This window comes from Vibrio tubiashii ATCC 19109 (genome assembly GCF_000772105.1).
Taxonomy (GTDB): Bacteria; Pseudomonadota; Gammaproteobacteria; order Enterobacterales; family Vibrionaceae; genus Vibrio; species Vibrio tubiashii.
On record NZ_CP009356.1, the window covers coordinates 180508 to 198134 of the forward strand.

Here is a 17627-nt window from a genome sequence, read left to right on the forward strand (position 1 = left end):
CACATCACTCAAGTTTGAGGCGCACAATGCGATAAGGCTTGTTTGCTTCTTCCTCGCCCTCATTCATGACGGGATGCAGATGCAACGCATTTTGCGTGAGGTACAAATAACCTTTACCTAAGGCAAAACCGTCCACCCAGTTGAGCAACTGATCATCTTGGGCGAGCAAGCGATAGCCAGATTCGTCGGCCACTCCAATGGCATTTTTCTCCAGATCCCCCACATAAATCCGCCCATTTTCCGCCATGACCATCCCGTCGCTCGGTCGTTTTTCGCTATAAAACTCGATGGTTTGGGCGAGCTGATCGGGCGCTACTTTAGGGTCTGCCAAGGCGGCAGCAGGTAGGCGGTAGATCGCACTGCCGTTGACGGTCCCAAAGTAGACCCACTCATTGTTCGCATCGATCGTGATGGGGTTGAGGCCGAGATACACAGGTTGTGCTTGTCCATCTTGGCGCTTGGTCGCCAACGGTGAACCGTCAATGCTGACTTGGTGAAGCGGTGCCATCAACGCTTTATGCGATTCAAGCACACGCCGCGCCTGACCCGTGTTGAGGTCCACCACCACAAATGCTGGTGCCGCCTCCCCAACGATGTTGCCTAACGTGGTGTCAGCAATGTACATTCGATTGCGTTGGGTATCGAGGGCGAAATCCTGGAAGAATGAATTCTCCACCATCACGGAAGGACTGAGCGTAATGCGCTGAGCAAGCTCGTGATTCACACTGTCCCAAGCGACAATCTGAGCAGGCGCGCTGGCACTGCCCATGTCCAACATCCAAACCGTCCCGTCTTTGGTGCTGTCAATGCCAATGACTGACGACAGGCCGACTTCGCCAAGCTCAGGGCCATCGGCCCAGTCTTCGGTCGGAAAGGCGCGTGTTGTGCCGTCGTCGAGCAATTCCATTACCCGATATTTTGGGTTTTCCAGTGGGTGCATGGACATGATGACGCGTCCTTGCTCTGTGACGGTCAGGTTGCCAGGTCGTGTACCATTTAACTCCGCCACCACCTCTAACTCGCTCGCCTGAGTCGCATGGACTCCCATCGCCGCCATTAGGGCAATCCCTGTTTTCAGCCTGTTCATCTTGAACCTCTCTGTACGCCCGCACGCATCGTTTGGGCTCCTTGTGAATGTCTGCCGATCATACGTGTGGCGTTTGAGACTAAAAACAGGCTAATAATTTAATTTTTCTCAAATATTAATTGAATAACAGCTTCAACGAGCTGAGCGGCAGGCACGGCCAACGTGGGTCGCAATGACGTCAAACCGCTCACCCAGTACAAAGGTCAGATTCTTGGCTTGGTTTACGTCCCCGTACACGCAAGACACATTATAATGGTGGCGCGTCGCCGCAATCAGTAACTGGTGGATAGGCCCGTTCTGTAAGCCCGTGGTTGGATCACGTAAGTAGTGATAGAGCTGACGACTGGCGGGCTCGTCTTGGTAAAAATAGGTGGTGTCAAGATGGTCAGCATGCTGCCAGGTTGGTTTTGCCACACCCCAAGCGAATGTGTACCGATGGACCACATCGGCCGTTTGAATACCGGTCACCAACATCAACACCATCACAAGAAGCCCTTTCACGCCCCCCAAGCGGTGAGGCAGTTTCGTCTCCCTTTGCCCCACATCGGGGTGGGGTTTCGCCGCACCGAGATAGGCCGTGACAGGGGTGGACGCATGAGGACGTTCGACCAACTCGACCACATTCGCGAACAGCAGGTACCCCTGTTGAGGCACGGTCTTGATGTATTTTTGTTCCTTACCGCTGTCGCCAAACGCTAACCGTAATTGGGCGATACTCTGGGTTAAGCTGCCCTCGGAGACCACCCGGTTGGGCCACACTTTGGTCATCAGTTCTTGCTTGGACACCACCTTTCCCTGATTGGCCAGCAAGACAGTCAGCAAGCGACACTCCGGACCGTTAAGTTTTTTCGTGTGTTGGGTGCGCGCGTGCGTCAGTTGCACTTTGTCGAGAGGCGTGAATCCCCATATCCCTTGCCCACTTGTGCTCATATTGTGCCCTCTACTCAACGAGTTTTATCGCGAAGAAGGCAAAGCATGAGGCCGTCGAATGCCTCCCCCTTACCACGCTCTCCATGCGATCAGAGGGTCATGTTACGACGCGTGACAACCAGGAAACACCCGTTCCAATTTGAATGGCTATCAATTGAGATTTGAAGAAGGCACAAGGCAGATTGTTACTTTCTTCGCACCACACATTTGACGCTGCCTTCCAATAGCTTCATGTAACACAGCACCGGACCTTGTTGATGGATGATCTGCAAAGTCTCACTGGTTAGCCGGCCTAACGCATGGGCTTCGACATCGACCACTTTTTGTACCCCAGGCAGCCCACTGTCCAATGAAAACTGAGAAAACTGAACCAGGTTGTGACTGTAAAACTCGGCTAAGTAGCTGAAATGAATGGCTTTGTCTTCACCCGCGATCATCCGGCTGGTGTAGGATTTATTGCGAAAAAACATCTGAGCATCAAGTGTATGAAAGTCTTCAATGTAATACACCTCGCCATTAGGTCGGTAGTTGGCACTGTTGCTGTAATACAGCTGACTGCTCTCTCCATCCATGAAGGCCGGGCGATCGCGAACTTTCAGAGTCACGTTTGCCAGGGTGGTGAGCAACGCCAGCAACAGGGACAATTTGAGCCCGTTATCGGCAGACATCATCGATCGTACCCCCAATGAATTGGAACCGCTCACCTAACGCGAAGGTCAGGTTTTTGGCATTTTGCATATCGGTATGGGCATCCGTGTACACACAGGCGACGTAGTAGTGGCGTACCCCTGTCGACACGAGCACACGACTGATCTGGTGATCGTTGGCAATCGCGCTGTTGGCACTCAAATAGTGATAGAGCTTGCGACTAGCGTGGCTATCCTGATAGAAAAAAGTGGTACTGCCACGATTGACCGTTTTCCATGTATCCAACTGCACGTCCCAGGCAAAGGTGTAACGATGGACCGCTTCCGCAGTTTGGATGGCTGCGATCACCAGCAGCAGCCCAGCCGCGATTTTTTTACCCCATGAGATCCACCGGGTTTGAGGCTCAATGGGCGGGTCAAGCGGCGCTTCTTCTCGCCCCAACGCTAAGTCTGGTGACGCGCTCAGCTCTGAGCGCTCAGAGTCTGATTCTACAAGTTCAATCAGGTTATCAAACAACAGGTAGCCTTGATAAGGCACGGTTTTAATCACGTCTTGATCTTTACCATTGTCGCCCAGTGCCAAGCGTAACTGAGCAATACTTTGAGTCAGGCTCGCATCAGAGACCACGCGTCCAGGCCAAGCCATGGTAAGCAGATCGTGCTTCGCGACAACCTGACCCTGGTGAGCGAGCAAAACCTCAAGCACGCGACATTCCGGGCCCTTAAGTTTCTTCACTTGTTTGGTTTGCACATGGATCAGTTGATCCTTATCCAGTGGCGAAAACTGCCACACCGACGTGCCATTGATATGTTTTGTCATTCAACCCACTTCCCCTAATGCATCGTGGTACCTCTTCTGGGTACTGATTGTTTGTCGTCACTCCTACTCTCTTTGAGCTGGCATCGCTTGCGGCCGCTGGCCACACTCACGAGACACGCCGATGGTTGGCCTTTCCTTCAGCGATGTGATCACGTCCTCCTGCCCTTTGCCCACCCCGTAGGGATCAACGTTGCGCTTCCTCCGTGACGGCAATCATTGCCGCGATTTGTCCCTGTAACCCCGCCAACACCACGTCGACATAGCGGTTAAAACTGTCGTTCATTGGCTGCTCGTGCCCATTTTGCCAACGTAAGACAAAAGCTCGATTCATCATCTTCGGCAAGCTTCGCGTTAGGTTCGGATAGTCAGCCGCGTTGAGCCTATCGGCCTTGGCTTGCAACTGATCGCGCCATTGTTGCAGATCTTCTTGAGGCAGGTGCCCAAATTCCATCGTCGCGAAACCACACATGGCCGCCACTGTCGTGTTATACATAGTCACAAGGTGCCGCTCTGGGCACTTCATTTCAAGTAATGCGGTAAGGACCCCTTCCAGCAGGCTGGGGTTTTGATGCGCATTTGCCAAGAGTCGCGCGCCAATCAGATCCGAGACATGCGGATGTTGCTTAATCGCTTCTCGATAGTTCTGAAACAGCGCGTTCAGCCAACCCTGCCCGGTCAATGCCTCATCACTGGGTGTGACATTGGACATCACCCTATTGGCAATTTCACCCAGTAAGGCATTTTTGTTGTGGAAATACCAATAGATCGCGGTGGGATAAGTCTCCAAACGTCGAGCAAGGTCGCGAATACTGAACGCCTGGATCCCCTTCTCTGCCAGTAATCGTAGCGACTCGTCTAAAATGAGCGCCTTGGACAAAGAAGGCGTGTTCGCTTTTCTTTTCATAACCCGTTACCTAGAGTGCTGCTGTGCATACGATGTTTGCGTCCTTAATGGCTCTCGAAGCGTGGCGGTGTCGTGCACGATATGACGCTTGCTAAACCGACCGCTCGGTGGACAGTTGGACATTTTCATTGTACACCGAACAATAATGCACGCAAGGTATCCCCCAAGAGTGCTGATCCCCCCTTCTGACCACCGCTAATCTACGGAATTCAAAGCGGTTTTATCGTTGATCAACAACAGGTCGTCTTTACGTTATACAAAAAATGGGCGCCGTTAAGTACCATTTGGCTCAGATCCACACCCGAAAAGAGACATTGTGCCGATCTGAAACCCACACACATCAGGACGCGTTCCGCTCTCTATTCCTTCAGTCAATGATTTAACGTATTTATTTATCTAATATAAATATCGTTCATATAAAAATGGAACGGCAATAAAACGACATTCTTTGTCGGTATTTCGGATATCCTTTATTATTTCCATTGATTCAATGATTGACGTTAATTATTTTTTAATGGCCAGAGCAACTGGTCATTTTAATAAAAGGTAAATGTATGAAGAAGCAACAATTAACTCATCATGAAATGAAAAGCGTCAGCGGCGGTGGCGTCGGCTTGATCAATGGAACGGCGAAAGTAACCGATGGTCTCTTTCGTGTCATTAATGCCTCTGGTCATGGGGTTGATGGATTAACCCGCCCGTCTCCAAGGCCTAAAAACGGTAACCTCTGCTGCAGTAACAGCCGCCGCATCTAGTATTAAACGGAGCTTGCGCTCCGTTTTTTTGTCTCTTCGCCATCCCGACCCCTCATCAAAAGACATTAATGACATCAATATCTTTTAATAGTGTTTTATTTACTTTTCTATTAATAGAAGTAGAAAATAAATACATCACCCCTCCACAACAATACTATTTGGATTGTATTTACGTCAGATAAAGGACATTCATCCTATATTTCGTTGTTTTCTAAAAATGAATTGAATAGTTTGAAATCGAGTTTTATAGAACAGTCAGTTTGGCAATCCATTAAAACTCAACTTGGTAATCAAAAATAAATTAAGGAAATACGATTATGAAAAAAACACAACTATTAACTCAAGAAGAAACAAAGCAAGTGAGCGGCGGTGGCGTGGTTGGCGCAATTGACGGGGCTGGTGCGGTTGCAGACGGTTTGTCTCGTCTACTCGAATCGGCTGGTTTGGGTGTTGAAGGCCTAACCCGTCCATCACCAAAACCAAAAAACGGCAACGTATGTTGTAGCAACAGCCGCCGCATCTAATCGGCGCAGGCGGGGTATTGAGCTCCGCCTTCTTCTCCTGCGAATTGGACCACTGTTATGAACTCACCCACTCACGATTTGTCCCACACGCCACACCCATTGTTTCAGTGCCTCACCAAACTAGGACTCGCGCTTTCCCAAGCGCATGTGGACCGTCTCTCTTCTTTTTCCTCGATGTATCTGCACGAACGCTTAGCGGTGTATTTGACGGAGCAAGGTGTCCCCTTTTCCGCTACCGCCGTTCAGGAGGAGTCGGATCTGGAGTTGTTGTCGCCGCCCTGTCTGGTCCACTGGAACTTGCACCATTGCGTTGTCGTCCTCGACGTCTCCCTTCAGGGACTGCTGGTGTGGGATCCGTATTTAGGCGAGCGACATTATCGCAGCATGGAGTTTCTCGATCTGTGTAAAAAGCCCGGTTACGTCAACTACGTTCTATCGCTGGGCGAGCCCTCCCCAGGCCCCTCACCATTAGCCCAAGTTTTCAAACGAGAGCAAGCCCAAGAACGCACGCTGGTCAAGCGGTTAACCCCATTGGCTTTGATGATGTCGTCGTTTGGCAAACGCCCAACCCGCGCGCTCCTTCGCCTGCTGACTCGGTGGTGGGATTGCTGCGTTCAGCCGGACATTTTGGCCGCTCCGCGACACAATATTCAGCGCGTGCTTGCGTGTCCCAACGAACAAGCACGCCACTTGGCCAGAGCCAACTTAGCAGAACTGGCGATCAATATGGGCTACACCGCCCATCTATTGCGGAAATTACGCCGTCCTCGCTCGGTTGAATGGGCACACCGCGTGATCTCGGCTCCGCTGTCTTCCCCTCTGTCGCCGTTTGACGGTCAATGTATCATTGAGTTACTCCACCTGTTTGACCCAATTAGCGCAGTGTACAGCGTGCTGCAAAATCTGCCCTCAGATCGCGATGTGGTGGTCTACGGTAACCCCTGGGATGACACCATGATCACTCTGTGTCACCAAGCATTCGCTGAGCAAGGTCATGAACGTACCTTGGAGATCTTGCCGCCCGCGGGTAAGCACTCGTTTTTCAAACTGCTTAAACGGGCGCGGGCAGGGGCACACATTATTATGTTTGCCGATGGCAATCCGTTGTTTGTTTCGGACGAAGCGTCGGGGCTCCAGATGGCACGCTCATTCACGGCGTGTACGATGTGGCATCAGCGCGCGTTTATCACCCACACCGGCGCCTTACTGGCCGACAAAACGGCGGCCAATTTGTACATCGCCGGGCTGATCAAACGAAAACGCTTCACTCTGGAGGTTACGCCCATCCCGACACGACACCTATCCCGAGAGGACATAGTGCAAGCCAAGGCCGACGCCCTGTGCCGACTGATAGAAATCAGCCCACAAGGTTGGTTATTTTGGCGTAACGCCGAGGTCTACTTTCATGAATATCACCCCGCTTTGGAGCCTCAATGAGCCTATTTCGCAATGAAGTGACCGAGCGCCAGCACGGCTACTACGGTGACATTTTGATCGCGCTGCCACCCACTTTTACGCGCTTGATTGCCCTGACTAGCCTCGTGGGGATCGTCGTTGTTGCTTTCACTCTTTGGGGAGAATTTAGCCAGAAAGAAAAAGTGCAAGGGCTATTACTACCAAAAGGGGGCATTGCTGATGTGTTCGCCCCAGAGTCCGGTCTCATCAGCCAGCGACTGGTCGAGGAAGGACAGCGGGTCACGCGCGGACAAGCGCTGTATGTCATCAACACCGAATCCACCAACCCCACCGATGGCGACCTACGCCAGCACTTGGGGGCATTGATGAACAAGAATGTCGAACTGGTTAAACAGCAGGTTGCGGCCAACGAGACCTTAACCCACCAAAAGCAACAAGCGTTGGAGCGGGAGATCCGTCAATTGGCGGTCAATGCCGAAGGTCACCGACAGGTCATCGCGCTCAAGAAACAACAGCTCAAACTGGCTCAGGAGACACTGGCGTCCTTTGTCACCAAGCAGCAGCAGCAAACCATCAGTAAAATAGAGCTTCGCCAACGGCGCAGTGACATGCTCGCCATTGAGGCCGATTTGCAGCAATTGCAATTGCAATTGGACGACTTTCGTTACCAGAAAACGCAAAAACAGGCAGAAATCAAACAACTTGGTAGCCAATTGACCTTAGAACGCGCCCAATTGCAGCGCCGTGTTGGCGACGTCCAACAGCAATTAGCCACCAACAATGCGCTTAAAGAGACGGTCGTCCCCTCGCCTTTTGACGGCACCGTCTCGGCACTCAACGTCTCGCAAGGGCCCGTGTCGCAAAACAGTGTGTTACTCAGCATCATTCCCGAGGGTCAAGCTTTGCAGGCGGTGTTGTTCGTTCCAAGCCGGGCGGTGGGATTTTTATCTGTGGGTCAATCCGTCCGTTTGCAATATGAAGCGTTCCCCTACCAAAAATTCGGCCAGTACGAGGGGGTGATTGACGCCATCTCATCCACCACGGTTGCGGTGGACGATCTCAAATACCAACCGCCTTCCCAAGCCAAAACCCCGTTGCCACCGTTTGTCTACTTAGTCAAAGTGACGCTGCGCTCGCAATCGGTGGATGTGTATGGGGTCGACACCCCACTTCGTGCCGGAATGAACCTTGAAGCGAGCCTAGAAGTCGAACGACGAAAAATCTATCAGTGGCTCCTCGATCCTTTCAAAAAAGTCCAAGAATACATGTAAGGTAATACAGTGACAGTATTGAATGATTTAGCGGAACGCCTGCAGATCGGTTTTTCGCGCAAGATCCCCCTCTTCTATCAATCCGAGGCCGCTGAATGCGGGCTCGCGTGTGTCGGTATGATCGCCGAGTACTGGGGGCATAAATTGAACCTAACCCGCTTACGCAGCGAGATGTCGGTGTCGCTCAATGGCAGCACCCTCAGCGATCTGATGACCATGGCCAAAAAGCTCGACCTAAGCGGTCGTCCGCTGCGTGTCGAAGTGGACGATTTGGCGAACGTCGCCAACCCGTGTATCTTGCACTGGGATCTCAATCACTTTGTCGTCTTAGTGAAGGTCAGCCGGCATTATTTTTACATTCACGATCCCTATATTGGCCGCCGTCGTCTGTCGCGCGCGGCGTTTTCACAGCATTTCACGGGAGTGATCTTAGAGCTGACCCCAATCGACAGCATGGCCCCTATGCGTCATGACATCCATCAACCGACCTTGCGTGATGTGTTCGGCCGCCCTAACGGTCTGATCGGCTCGCTGGCGAAAATCGTTGCGTTAGCCCTGGTGTATGAGATTTGTGTCTTAGGGGCCAGCTTTCTGCCTCAAGTGGTGATTGACCACGTTGTCCCCAGCCAAGATCAGAGCTTATTGTCTTTGGTCATCATAGGCTTTGGTTTACTGCTCCTGATCCGCGTGGGGGCCAGTGCATTGCGCGCTTGGACCGTCATGGCAGTCAGCGCCAGCTTTAACCTGCAGTGGCGTGCACGCGTCTTTCAGCACATGATGCACTTACCGATCCCCTTTTTTGAAAAACGTAATCTGGGTGACATCGCGTCACGGTTTGATTCTTTGGACGTTATCGAAAGTGCCATTACTAAACAGGTTGTCGAAGCGTTGTTGGACGGAATGCTGGCGATGGGTGCGCTGGCCATGCTATTGGGTTACGACCCCAAGATTGCCGCCATTGCCTTGGGGGCCATGAGCGTCTATTTTCTGCTGCGACAAGGATTCTTCGCGCGATTTCGCGAACTCAATCTCGAGTTCATTTTATCCAGTGCTAAGGAAAAAACGTATTTTCTAGAAACGGTTCGCAGCATCCAGAGCATTCGATTGTTTGGCCGCACTGACAATCGCGCGGTTCGCTGGCAAAATCTTTTGGTCGATGAGCGCAATGCCGACATTCGACAGCAGAAACTCGGTATTATGTTCGAGTCGATGAGTACTCTGATTTTTGGTCTTGAAGGTCTGATGATCGTTTGGGTCGGTACCGCAGCCGCACTCACCGGGGATCTGACGGTAGGGATGCTCATCGCGGCCTTGTCGTTTAAAGATCAGTTCTCCACCCGAGTCTCCGGCTTTATTGATACTCTGTTTCAGCTCAAGATGCTGAGTTTACACTTAGAGCGCGTGGGCGATGTGGTGTTGACTGAACGAGAAGAGCCCGAACCTCAGCGTTCTTACGTCGATGTGGCACACTTGTCACCTAGCATTCGTTTTGAGCAGGTCAGTTATCAGTATTCTGACCATGAGCCTCGCGTGATCGACAATCTCAGCTTTGAGATCCACGCGGGTGAAGCGGTCGCCCTGATTGGCGCCTCTGGGTGTGGCAAAACCACCGTGATTAAGTTGATGCTCGGCATGCTAACGCCCACCCAAGGTCAAATTCTCATCGACGGCACGCCACTCAGTTCGCTGAATCTAAGCGAATATCGCCAGAGGATAGGCAGCGTCATGCAAGATGACACCTTGTTATCTGGCTCACTAGAAGAAAACATTTCGTTTTTCGACCTCCAGGTTGATGCGCAGCGTGTACGCGACGTGGCGGCCATGGCCGACATTCGCCAGCACATTGAGCAGTTACCGATGGGGTATGAGACCTTAGTGGGTGAACTGGGCAACACCTTGTCTGGTGGACAAAAACAACGCGTGCTCCTTGCCAGAGCCCTGTATCGACAACCAGACATTCTGATCTTCGATGAAGCGACCAGTCACTTGGATGCCCAATCGGAGCAACACATCAACACCATGATCCGTGACCAAGCTGCAATCACCCGCGTGATTGTGGCTCACCGCCCCAGCACCATTGATTCTGCGGATCGCGTGATTGATATTGCCGCGCTCAACGGGATCAGCGCTCAGTCCTAGCGCGTAAAATGGGGCCGAGCGCCAAGACACCCAGACGTGGATGGGTGGATTTTCTAGCTCCGCGTCGATACGCTCACGGCCAAACCGCTCATCGCACAGAACAAAAATAGAGTAATTACACTATTTCAATCAACACAATTGGTTATTAATGCAACATAAAGATAATTAACTCTTATTTATCAGTCAATTAAAAAACACGCCGAAAAACTCTATCACGTCATGAATGACTGATAATTCATCTTTTTTGATTAACGACCAGAACTATTTACAGCGCATAGTGATGTTATGACTGGCTCAACAAGGGATTTCGAACGGATGGTAGAACCTAGCAAACCTTTACGCATCACTGCCTTACTACTCAATAACGTCCCAACGACCGCGATCACCGGTCCCGTAGAGATGTTAATCATTGCCGCCAAATTGGCCGGACTTCCCGATCCTGATGTGCGTTATATTTCTCCTTACGATGCCCACATACACACCTTCTCTGGACTGACAATTGCCTGTCCCACACCGTGGCAGCAAGTTGAAAAAACAGACATTTTCTTGCTCGGTTGCTGTGGCGATCCGAGTGACGAGGCGTATTTGCTGCCAGACAAGCTCAAAACGTGGTTGACGCAGCAGCTCGTCGGCAGCCAGTTTGTTGTCTCCCTGTGCACGGGGACGTTTTTACTGGCCGAGTTGGGGTTACTCAATCATCGCAGTGCCACCACCCATTGGGCACATGTGGCGGGCTTTCGGGAACGCTACCCCAGTGTCAAGCTGATGCCTCACCTAAAAATCACTCACGAAGGGCCGTTTATCTGCTCGTCGAGCGTGCGGGATTATTATGACGCCACCTTATTGATGATCGATGAATTGTTCGGCAGTGGGCATCGCGCGCGTTGTGAGCGCTACATTGGGGGGGACATTTCCAATGTTGCGCGGATTTGCCTGACCAGTTTTGGCCAATATCGGCAGCACAACGACACGCTGATCCATGAACTGCAAGACTGGATGCATCATGAACACCCTGGCAATTTGACCGTGGCACGCTGCGCAAGCAAGAGTTTTTTAAGCGAAAAACAGATGACGCGACGGTTCAAAGCGGCAACCGGCGACGTGCCGGTTAACTATATTCAGCGCCTGCGCCTCTCGTCTGCACGAGACAAGCTCAGTACCACCCGGCTGAACATTGAAACCATCAGCCGTCAAGTGGGCTACAGCAACATCAATCATTTCCGGTTACTGTTTAAGAAGTTTTATGACATGACGCCCACTCAATACCGTAAAGTGACGCAATCTTATTGTGAACATGAGCCTGCCCACTAAGGATGGGGGCCCCGCCCCTCTCGATCAAGCTTCGGTCAAGGTGATCTGCTCACCACGAACGATTTGGTAGACAGCGATATTATGTTGGCAAAGCTGCCTGACCACCTCAGGAATGCTTTGGATCGGCAAGGCCAATACATAGCCAAATTCCAACCGCTGGATCGATCCCGAGGCCTCCGGTCCGACGAAAGACGCCAATACCTTGAACGCCGTCTCTTGCCATTCCCCCACTTCAAAATACACCTGATATACCGCCTGACTGTAATCACGTGGTGTGCCGTGTGTCATGGTCACCTCTCCTCTGTCGTCGCCAGTCTGTCATGCAATGCGCTCGCGAACATCGACCTCAATCAGCCAAATCTCTTCTTGGTAAGACGGTCGCACCCGGTCGGGTGTCACCACCCATCCACCGTCTATCCTATCATCCTCGGTCACCAACGACAGCGCGCTCCCGTCCGTGAACAATAGGTTGAGCCCCCAGTCGTAGATCAGCGTTTCGTCGCTCGCTGCCCAGCCGCCTTGATCGCCGTGCTGCCATTCGGCATCACGACTGCGCCGGCGGAGGATCTCGATCGCCTCAATCACAGCGAGGGGCGAGGCTGCGCCATCCTGTTGAGCTCGGTAGCATGCCGGTGAGCCCTCCATCGGCCGCAGCATTGGCAGATGGAAATCATGACCTTGCGGGGTGGTATACCACTCATTGCTCAGCTCGAATACCGCGTCGCCGACCACAAAAGGCACCTGTAGGACAGGTACGTCCGATTGAGTCATGGCCAGCAATGGCTGTAGGCTCAGTGACGCCCCTAGCAATTGCGGTAGCGTCACCATTGACCACGCATCCATTTCATACACCAGCGGTTTCATAATGGCGCTCCTTACGCAAGGCTCTGCTCACTACTATCGCGTGTCCTGCGAAGATTTACAACCGCCCTCGGACTGGCGTGGCCTTAGCAAAGGGCGCCGTCAGAGCCAGCCCCGCTCTGCAAACGACACGACGTCAGCAAATGAAACCACAAAGTGGTCGAGTAGCCGAACATCCACCAGCGCAAGGGCATCGTGTAAACGGCGGGTGATCCGGCGGTCAGCCTGACTCGGCTCCGCGCAGCCTGACGGATGATTATGAAACAAGATCACGGCGGCCGCACTGGTGGCGATGGCACGCTTCACCACTTCACGTGGGTAAACCGCGGCTTGATCAAGGGTCCCGCGAAACAATTCTTCACAGGCGCGCACCCGATGTTGATTGTCCAGAAACAGCGCCCCAAAGATCTCCACGTCGCACGCGGCCAATTGAGTTTGGCAGAACGCTTGGGCGATGGACGGCGCATTCATCACGGGTTGCTCAAAGAGCACCAGCTTGGATTTCAGCACCGCCGCGGCCTGCTGCAAGAGGTGTTGTTCTTCGGCTGAGAACACCGGAGTTAGGGTCGTTTGGTCAAGTGGCGCGTTCATCACGTATCTCCTGGGTCGGCTATCGGGCGTCTGACGACCCGCCAGACCGAGCGGGGGGCGATCGCAAGGGCGCGTAGCGGCTTGGCCCTCCCTTGCGATCGACGACCGCTTGGGCAAGGGTTCTGAGGCATTGACGCCTCACTGACCGATCCAGAGAGTCGGGCTGTCTGCCCTATGACGTGAACGGCACATGAAGGTTACTGAAGCCGATGAATAAGATCCGCTAAGCGACGGATCCCCATATGGGCGGTGTACAGCATGTCATCGCGTTGGGCACGTTGAAGCGTGTCATTGCTGGCGCTCAACAAAACACGTGACAGCTCGCCGGTGTCGAGGGCATGCGCTAAGATCAGCGAGGTTAATGTCGGTGGCGGCGCTTCAGACGGCGGTGGCGTCGTCACGACCTTGAGCCCGTTCAGTACACTATTTAAAATCAAGGGATCGTCACTGAGTTCGGTCAGCGCAACGAGTTCGGCGCACTTGAGCACATGCGGTTGCTCGGGATTGAGCTTATTACGCAGTGTCACCGGAGTCAGTCCCAGTTTTGGCGCCAGACGGAACATGTTGTGTTGACGTGAAAAAAGCCGGCAAGCCTGTTCAAATTGCCGCTGCCTCACGTTGAGACGTTCTGCCATAAGTCCTCCTCTAGTGGGTGTGCGTGCTCACGCTAACAAAGCGCGACCAGACAGAAAAGCCTACCTTCCGGCCAGTCGCGACCCATCAAGGGTAAGACGATACGATAAACCAATGCGCCAACGCGGCAGGCTAACAATTCAATCGAGAAAACAACCGGATAGTACCACTCGCCGTTTGACCTTGACGTGGATCTCACTTTGAATTTAATAATGGATAATAAAATGGCGAGACCCAGGAAGCGCTAAGGCGCGCATTCGCATCGCACGAGCAAGGGAGAGGTTACAGGCTCGAATCCTTTCGAGAGCGCCAGATAAATACATGCCTGATCGCGGACTTTAGGCGACGTTAACGACAACATTCAACAAGCACGCCTTTTTTGAAGCCGAATTGAAGGGAACGAGTACTGGCACAACCCAATATCAGGATTCTGAATAGTGGTCTGGTATTTGGGGGCATAAGATTCTATTTCTCAATACACCAGACACATGACGATATCAGGGCAAGTGTACTTATATTGTTTGCGGTGTCACTGAATCCATTTTCTCAGCCAGAGTATGTTCCGAAGTAGGCGATGCCTCTTAGGCTAGACATGAAAAGTTATATTAGGCATGTAACCTCACGACCACTTCTGGCGGTGATTGACATTCCCCTTTAACGAACAACCCCTAGTGATGCCTTGCGGTGTATTTTTTAATACTATTCACCGTCACCTGATCGCGTATGTCACCGATAGTTCTCCATATTTGCCTAACTAACTCAGGGTTGTTTTCAGTAAACCTATGGCTAAAAATCAAGTAATAATATTTGCTTAATATGGGCGGGTATACTTTTTCGATACTGGCTAGCTTATTTTCATCGATATAGCTGTCAGCAATGTTACTCTGGACGGCGACAGCGATTACTCGCCTTTTTCTCAACATTTTAAACAAGTGTTGCGTGCTTGACACTTCAAGTGTGCTAATTTCATTTTCTTTTAAGGTATCTATAATTGAAAACCCCGTATGAACACCAACGGGCTGATGGCCAGTAGAGTATAGCTTTACCCCATCCCATTCTAACTTTTGAATCTTAAGCCTATAGAGAAAATAGTCTAGCGTGGCGATACGCAACGCACTATCAACTTGCCCATTGATAATGGGATAGTGTGCGTATTGGGCCCTCTCATGGTTGTAGGAAAAAATAAAGCCGCCATCCACTTCATTGGATTTGATATGTTGAAGCACTCGTTTCCCTGGTACCCTCACATATTCAACGTTGAACTGCAGCATATGGGCGAGTTGTTCTATGATTTCGACAGATATGCCTGGAGGCGTCGCAACATCATTCCCATTGCCCATTTGAAACGGGAAGGATTCGATATCTGAGTAAGCGAGTTTTATGGTCTTGCTTGAGGAGGCAAATGAAACAATGGGGAGCAACAGTAAAGCGAGAACTAGGTACCGCATTGATCTCTCCTTGGCTCAATTCATTTTTGATATTGTCAGGTTATTCATACAACGATTGAGCACCTTTTTCTCCGGGCTAAAAAGGGCTCCGTTCTCATCTAACCAGACTGCACATAGATCTACCTAAAGTAATTTGCCTTCTCTCCCGATCAGAATCAACCTTTATGCACTTGAATCTCTCATCTAGTCTCTCATTTTTCTTCATCATCAACGCGCATTCACAATAGATTATCCGCAAGCAATCGAGGATTAGCCATGATGAATGGCTCGTCCTCTCGCGAATCAATTGCGCTAGATGACGCCAGTGGTGTGAAAGAGATACGGCCGTACTCATCAAATTAGATAGCGTACCGGTAAGAAAGGCATACACAACGATTGAAAGCTACGCTCCAATCAAGGGGCCTAGGCCCCTTAGTTAGTATTCACTGGGCAGCAACACCGTGGTTAATTGATGACCCGCTTCGGTGATCAGCCAGACGCGCTGACCGGAAAATCGGTATACCGATACGATCCGCCCACCTCGACGAGTGGCCACGTCGTTGGCTTTCTTGTCTTCGATGTCGCACTCTCCCCAATCACCACTCTCATGGCGTAGTAAAAGTGGCCTCAGCAGGGCTTCGGGACGTCCGTCGAGCAGCGCTTGTATCCCTTGGGTCATCACGACCTCTCCGAGCGTGAAAGAGACGGCGGTTGAGTAGTAGTTAGCTGGCATTGCGTTTGTCCTCCTGAGCGAACAGCGACCTAACGTGGTCAGCGTCGCCATGCACTGTGTGTGTGAGGGGTAGATGGTTCATGGGCTCTCTCCTGTGTTGGGGGTATGTCGTCGTTGCTGGCCTGTCCATGCCCCACTCACGGTTCGCCAGTACAAGGGCGCCTGCGTGCACTTTACCCTTGTGCTGAAGGCTCTGAGGGGGGAGAGGTCACAGGCAAGCGCAAAGACGACGGAGCCCCACAGTGAGATCCCTGCCCTTCTCGCCGACTCACAGCGTCAAAGGCGATGACACCTTTGGGCCTCGCTAAGGATTCCCTGACGTCATTACGCCACTCAAGCCGTCATGCACGGCTCTTCGTGGCAAACGCTTTCACCAAGTAAAAACATTGGTTAAACTGTTGTTCAGAAAAGGAAAAACGAACTTTACGGATAGCAGAGCCTGAAAGTTGGGTCGCCCAATAATCCTCTCACAGAGGGCTAGGCTGTTCATCACCAAGAGGAATACGTTAACCATGAAAGGTACCATTGTCCGGTGGAGAGATGATCGCGGGTTTGGCTTCATTCATTCGGACGAATATCAAGGGGATATTTTTGTCCATATCTCAGAATTTGAACCGGGGGTCAGGCGTCCTCAAATTGGCGATGAAGTCGATTTTCGCATTGAGTTAAATAAGGGGAAAACCCGGGCTCATCTTGTCTCGTTTGTTGGCGTGGAGCCCGCAAGAGGAAATTTCGCCTTGTCTCTCTTACCGGTACTGGTCTTAGTCGGTATCGCCCTTGGCGTAGTCAGCTTCCTCACTTATCAAGCCCCAGAACGCGCCCCTGAAGATGACAAACTCGGTTTCGAGTGTGAGGGGAAAACGCGCTGTAGCCATATGACATCGTGTCATGAGGCGAAATTTTACTTGGCACATTGCCCCAACGTGAAGATTGATGGTGATCGCGATGGCGTACCTTGTGAGCAGCAGTGGTGCGGTCAATAAACGGGGTACCCACCCATAAGACGCAATGAACAGAAGGAAGCACCGTGGCACAACAGACAGTCACTATCAGACCCGCAAGGGAAAGTGAACTTGAGCGTCTCCACGCTTTGGTCATTTCAAATGACGAATGGACGCAATTTAACGGTCCGTACTTTTCATACTCACCTCCCTCGTTGGAGCAGTTCGAAAAGACAACGTTTCAGCGCCTGTTAACTGGTGCAAGCTTACAGTTGATCACCGTCGATGACCTCCCCGTCGGCACGGTGAGCTGTTACTGGGAATGCGAAGAAACGCGTTGGCTTGAAGCCGGCGTGGTCATTTACGATCCTGCGTATTGGGGGCAAGGTATTGCGGCCTTAGCGCTTCCCTTGTGGGTGTCGTATCTGTTCAATAGTCAGCTCATCGAACGGGTGGGGTTAACCACTTGGTCGGGGAACCCTCGAATGATGTCATTGGCCCTGAAGCTGGGTTTCCAGCAAGAAGCGCGGCTTCGAAAAGTCCGCTATTACAATGGCGAATACTATGACTCGGTCAAATACGGTGTGTTGCGGTCAGAATGGCTCGCGCGGTATGCGCCTTAGCCTCGAAACGGCCC

Annotated in this window: 19 protein-coding genes; 8 read left to right on the forward strand and 11 right to left on the reverse strand. The window is 51.8% G+C overall.

Annotated elements, in window-relative coordinates; all coding sequences use genetic code 11:
* Nucleotides 1-4 precede the first annotated feature (4 nt).
* From IX91_RS23875 to IX91_RS23895, 5 genes are all read right to left on the reverse strand, one after another.
* Entirely contained in the window at nt 5-1087 is a 1083-nt protein-coding gene (locus IX91_RS23875) for an L-dopachrome tautomerase-related protein (RefSeq protein WP_038197297.1), read from the reverse strand.
* A 132-nt stretch (nt 1088-1219) separates the two neighbouring features.
* Complete coding sequence (locus IX91_RS23880; protein ID WP_004747503.1) at nt 1220-2017, reverse strand: winged helix-turn-helix domain-containing protein; 798 nt, start codon at nt 2015-2017, stop codon at nt 1220-1222.
* A gap of 185 nt (nt 2018-2202) precedes the next feature.
* Nucleotides 2203-2688 carry a hypothetical protein gene (locus IX91_RS23885; RefSeq protein ID WP_004747505.1) on the reverse strand — a complete coding sequence of 162 codons (486 nt, stop codon included), beginning with the start codon at nt 2686-2688 and terminating at the stop codon, nt 2203-2205.
* The gene (locus IX91_RS23890; protein ID WP_004747507.1) at nt 2672-3484 is read right to left on the reverse strand and encodes a winged helix-turn-helix domain-containing protein; all 813 of its coding nucleotides are present in this window, start codon (nt 3482-3484) and stop codon (nt 2672-2674) included. The genes IX91_RS23885 and IX91_RS23890 overlap by 17 nt, the downstream gene beginning before the upstream one ends.
* A 184-nt stretch (nt 3485-3668) precedes the next feature.
* Entirely contained in the window at nt 3669-4388 is a 720-nt protein-coding gene (locus IX91_RS23895) for a TetR/AcrR family transcriptional regulator (RefSeq protein ID WP_004747509.1), read from the reverse strand.
* 554 nt (nt 4389-4942) lie between these two features.
* Here IX91_RS23895 and IX91_RS23900 point away from each other — a divergent pair.
* The 6 genes from IX91_RS23900 (at nt 4943) to IX91_RS23925 (ending at nt 11804) form a co-directional block, all read left to right on the forward strand.
* The gene (locus tag IX91_RS23900; RefSeq protein ID WP_004747511.1) at nt 4943-5143 is read left to right on the forward strand and encodes a hypothetical protein; all 201 of its coding nucleotides are present in this window, start codon (nt 4943-4945) and stop codon (nt 5141-5143) included.
* A gap of 317 nt (nt 5144-5460) precedes the next feature.
* Nucleotides 5461-5667, forward strand: coding sequence for a hypothetical protein (locus tag IX91_RS23905; RefSeq protein WP_004747512.1), 207 nt, complete (start codon nt 5461-5463; stop codon nt 5665-5667).
* Between the two features lie 57 nt (nt 5668-5724).
* On the forward strand, nt 5725-7104 hold the full coding sequence (locus IX91_RS23910; RefSeq protein WP_004749125.1) for a hypothetical protein: 1380 nt from the start codon (nt 5725-5727) through the stop codon (nt 7102-7104).
* Nucleotides 7101-8354 carry an HlyD family secretion protein gene (locus IX91_RS23915; RefSeq protein ID WP_004747515.1) on the forward strand — a complete coding sequence of 418 codons (1254 nt, stop codon included), beginning with the start codon at nt 7101-7103 and terminating at the stop codon, nt 8352-8354. The genes IX91_RS23910 and IX91_RS23915 overlap by 4 nt, the downstream gene beginning before the upstream one ends.
* Before the next feature lie 9 nt (nt 8355-8363).
* Complete coding sequence (locus IX91_RS23920) at nt 8364-10493, forward strand: peptidase domain-containing ABC transporter (protein WP_004747517.1); 2130 nt, start codon at nt 8364-8366, stop codon at nt 10491-10493.
* A 315-nt stretch (nt 10494-10808) separates the two neighbouring features.
* Nucleotides 10809-11804, forward strand: a complete 996-nt coding sequence (locus tag IX91_RS23925) for a GlxA family transcriptional regulator (RefSeq protein ID WP_004747519.1) — start codon at nt 10809-10811, stop codon at nt 11802-11804.
* Nucleotides 11805-11828: 24 nt separating this feature from the next.
* Here the strand turns inward: IX91_RS23925 and IX91_RS23930 are convergent, their stop codons facing one another.
* From IX91_RS23930 to IX91_RS23960, 6 genes are all read right to left on the reverse strand, one after another.
* On the reverse strand, nt 11829-12092 hold the full coding sequence (locus tag IX91_RS23930; RefSeq protein WP_004747521.1) for a hypothetical protein: 264 nt from the start codon (nt 12090-12092) through the stop codon (nt 11829-11831).
* Between the two features lie 30 nt (nt 12093-12122).
* Complete coding sequence (locus IX91_RS23935; protein WP_004747522.1) at nt 12123-12668, reverse strand: hypothetical protein; 546 nt, start codon at nt 12666-12668, stop codon at nt 12123-12125.
* Between the two features lie 99 nt (nt 12669-12767).
* A complete protein-coding gene (gene radC, locus IX91_RS23940; RefSeq protein WP_004747525.1) occupies nt 12768-13256 on the reverse strand; it encodes a RadC family protein in 489 nt (162 codons plus the stop codon).
* A 197-nt stretch (nt 13257-13453) separates the two neighbouring features.
* Nucleotides 13454-13891, reverse strand: a complete 438-nt coding sequence (locus tag IX91_RS23945; protein WP_004747526.1) for a phage regulatory CII family protein — start codon at nt 13889-13891, stop codon at nt 13454-13456.
* A 666-nt stretch (nt 13892-14557) separates the two neighbouring features.
* A complete protein-coding gene (locus IX91_RS26000) occupies nt 14558-15337 on the reverse strand; it encodes a substrate-binding periplasmic protein (protein WP_004747528.1) in 780 nt (259 codons plus the stop codon).
* A gap of 415 nt (nt 15338-15752) precedes the next feature.
* The gene (locus tag IX91_RS23960; RefSeq protein ID WP_004747530.1) at nt 15753-16049 is read right to left on the reverse strand and encodes a hypothetical protein; all 297 of its coding nucleotides are present in this window, start codon (nt 16047-16049) and stop codon (nt 15753-15755) included.
* 512 nt (nt 16050-16561) lie between these two features.
* Between IX91_RS23960 and IX91_RS23965 the strand changes: the two genes are divergently transcribed.
* Together IX91_RS23965 and IX91_RS23970 are read left to right on the forward strand one after the other, a co-directional pair.
* Entirely contained in the window at nt 16562-17032 is a 471-nt protein-coding gene (locus IX91_RS23965; RefSeq protein ID WP_004747532.1) for a cold shock domain-containing protein, read from the forward strand.
* A 44-nt stretch (nt 17033-17076) separates the two neighbouring features.
* A complete protein-coding gene (locus IX91_RS23970) occupies nt 17077-17613 on the forward strand; it encodes a GNAT family N-acetyltransferase (RefSeq protein WP_004747533.1) in 537 nt (178 codons plus the stop codon).
* Nucleotides 17614-17627 lie beyond the last annotated feature (14 nt).

Excerpts from the sequence above, each read along its gene's own strand:
- IX91_RS23875 (WP_038197297.1), bottom strand. The coding sequence starts at position 1,087 with ATGAACAGGCTGAAAACAGGGATTGCCCTAATGGCGGCGATGGGAGTC.
- IX91_RS23880 (WP_004747503.1), bottom strand. The coding sequence starts at position 2,017 with ATGAGCACAAGTGGGCAAGGGATATGGGGATTCACGCCTCTCGACAAA.
- IX91_RS23885 (WP_004747505.1), bottom strand. The coding sequence starts at position 2,688 with ATGATGTCTGCCGATAACGGGCTCAAATTGTCCCTGTTGCTGGCGTTG.
- IX91_RS23890 (WP_004747507.1), bottom strand. The coding sequence starts at position 3,484 with ATGACAAAACATATCAATGGCACGTCGGTGTGGCAGTTTTCGCCACTG.
- IX91_RS23895 (WP_004747509.1), bottom strand. The coding sequence starts at position 4,388 with ATGAAAAGAAAAGCGAACACGCCTTCTTTGTCCAAGGCGCTCATTTTA.
- IX91_RS23900 (WP_004747511.1), top strand. The coding sequence starts at position 4,943 with ATGAAGAAGCAACAATTAACTCATCATGAAATGAAAAGCGTCAGCGGC.
- IX91_RS23905 (WP_004747512.1), top strand. The coding sequence starts at position 5,461 with ATGAAAAAAACACAACTATTAACTCAAGAAGAAACAAAGCAAGTGAGC.
- IX91_RS23910 (WP_004749125.1), top strand. The coding sequence starts at position 5,725 with ATGAACTCACCCACTCACGATTTGTCCCACACGCCACACCCATTGTTT.
- IX91_RS23915 (WP_004747515.1), top strand. The coding sequence starts at position 7,101 with ATGAGCCTATTTCGCAATGAAGTGACCGAGCGCCAGCACGGCTACTAC.
- IX91_RS23925 (WP_004747519.1), top strand. The coding sequence starts at position 10,809 with ATGGTAGAACCTAGCAAACCTTTACGCATCACTGCCTTACTACTCAAT.
- IX91_RS23930 (WP_004747521.1), bottom strand. The coding sequence starts at position 12,092 with ATGACACACGGCACACCACGTGATTACAGTCAGGCGGTATATCAGGTG.
- IX91_RS23935 (WP_004747522.1), bottom strand. The coding sequence starts at position 12,668 with ATGAAACCGCTGGTGTATGAAATGGATGCGTGGTCAATGGTGACGCTA.
- radC (WP_004747525.1), bottom strand. The coding sequence starts at position 13,256 with ATGAACGCGCCACTTGACCAAACGACCCTAACTCCGGTGTTCTCAGCC.
- IX91_RS23945 (WP_004747526.1), bottom strand. The coding sequence starts at position 13,891 with ATGGCAGAACGTCTCAACGTGAGGCAGCGGCAATTTGAACAGGCTTGC.
- IX91_RS26000 (WP_004747528.1), bottom strand. The coding sequence starts at position 15,337 with ATGCGGTACCTAGTTCTCGCTTTACTGTTGCTCCCCATTGTTTCATTT.
- IX91_RS23960 (WP_004747530.1), bottom strand. The coding sequence starts at position 16,049 with ATGCCAGCTAACTACTACTCAACCGCCGTCTCTTTCACGCTCGGAGAG.
- IX91_RS23965 (WP_004747532.1), top strand. The coding sequence starts at position 16,562 with ATGAAAGGTACCATTGTCCGGTGGAGAGATGATCGCGGGTTTGGCTTC.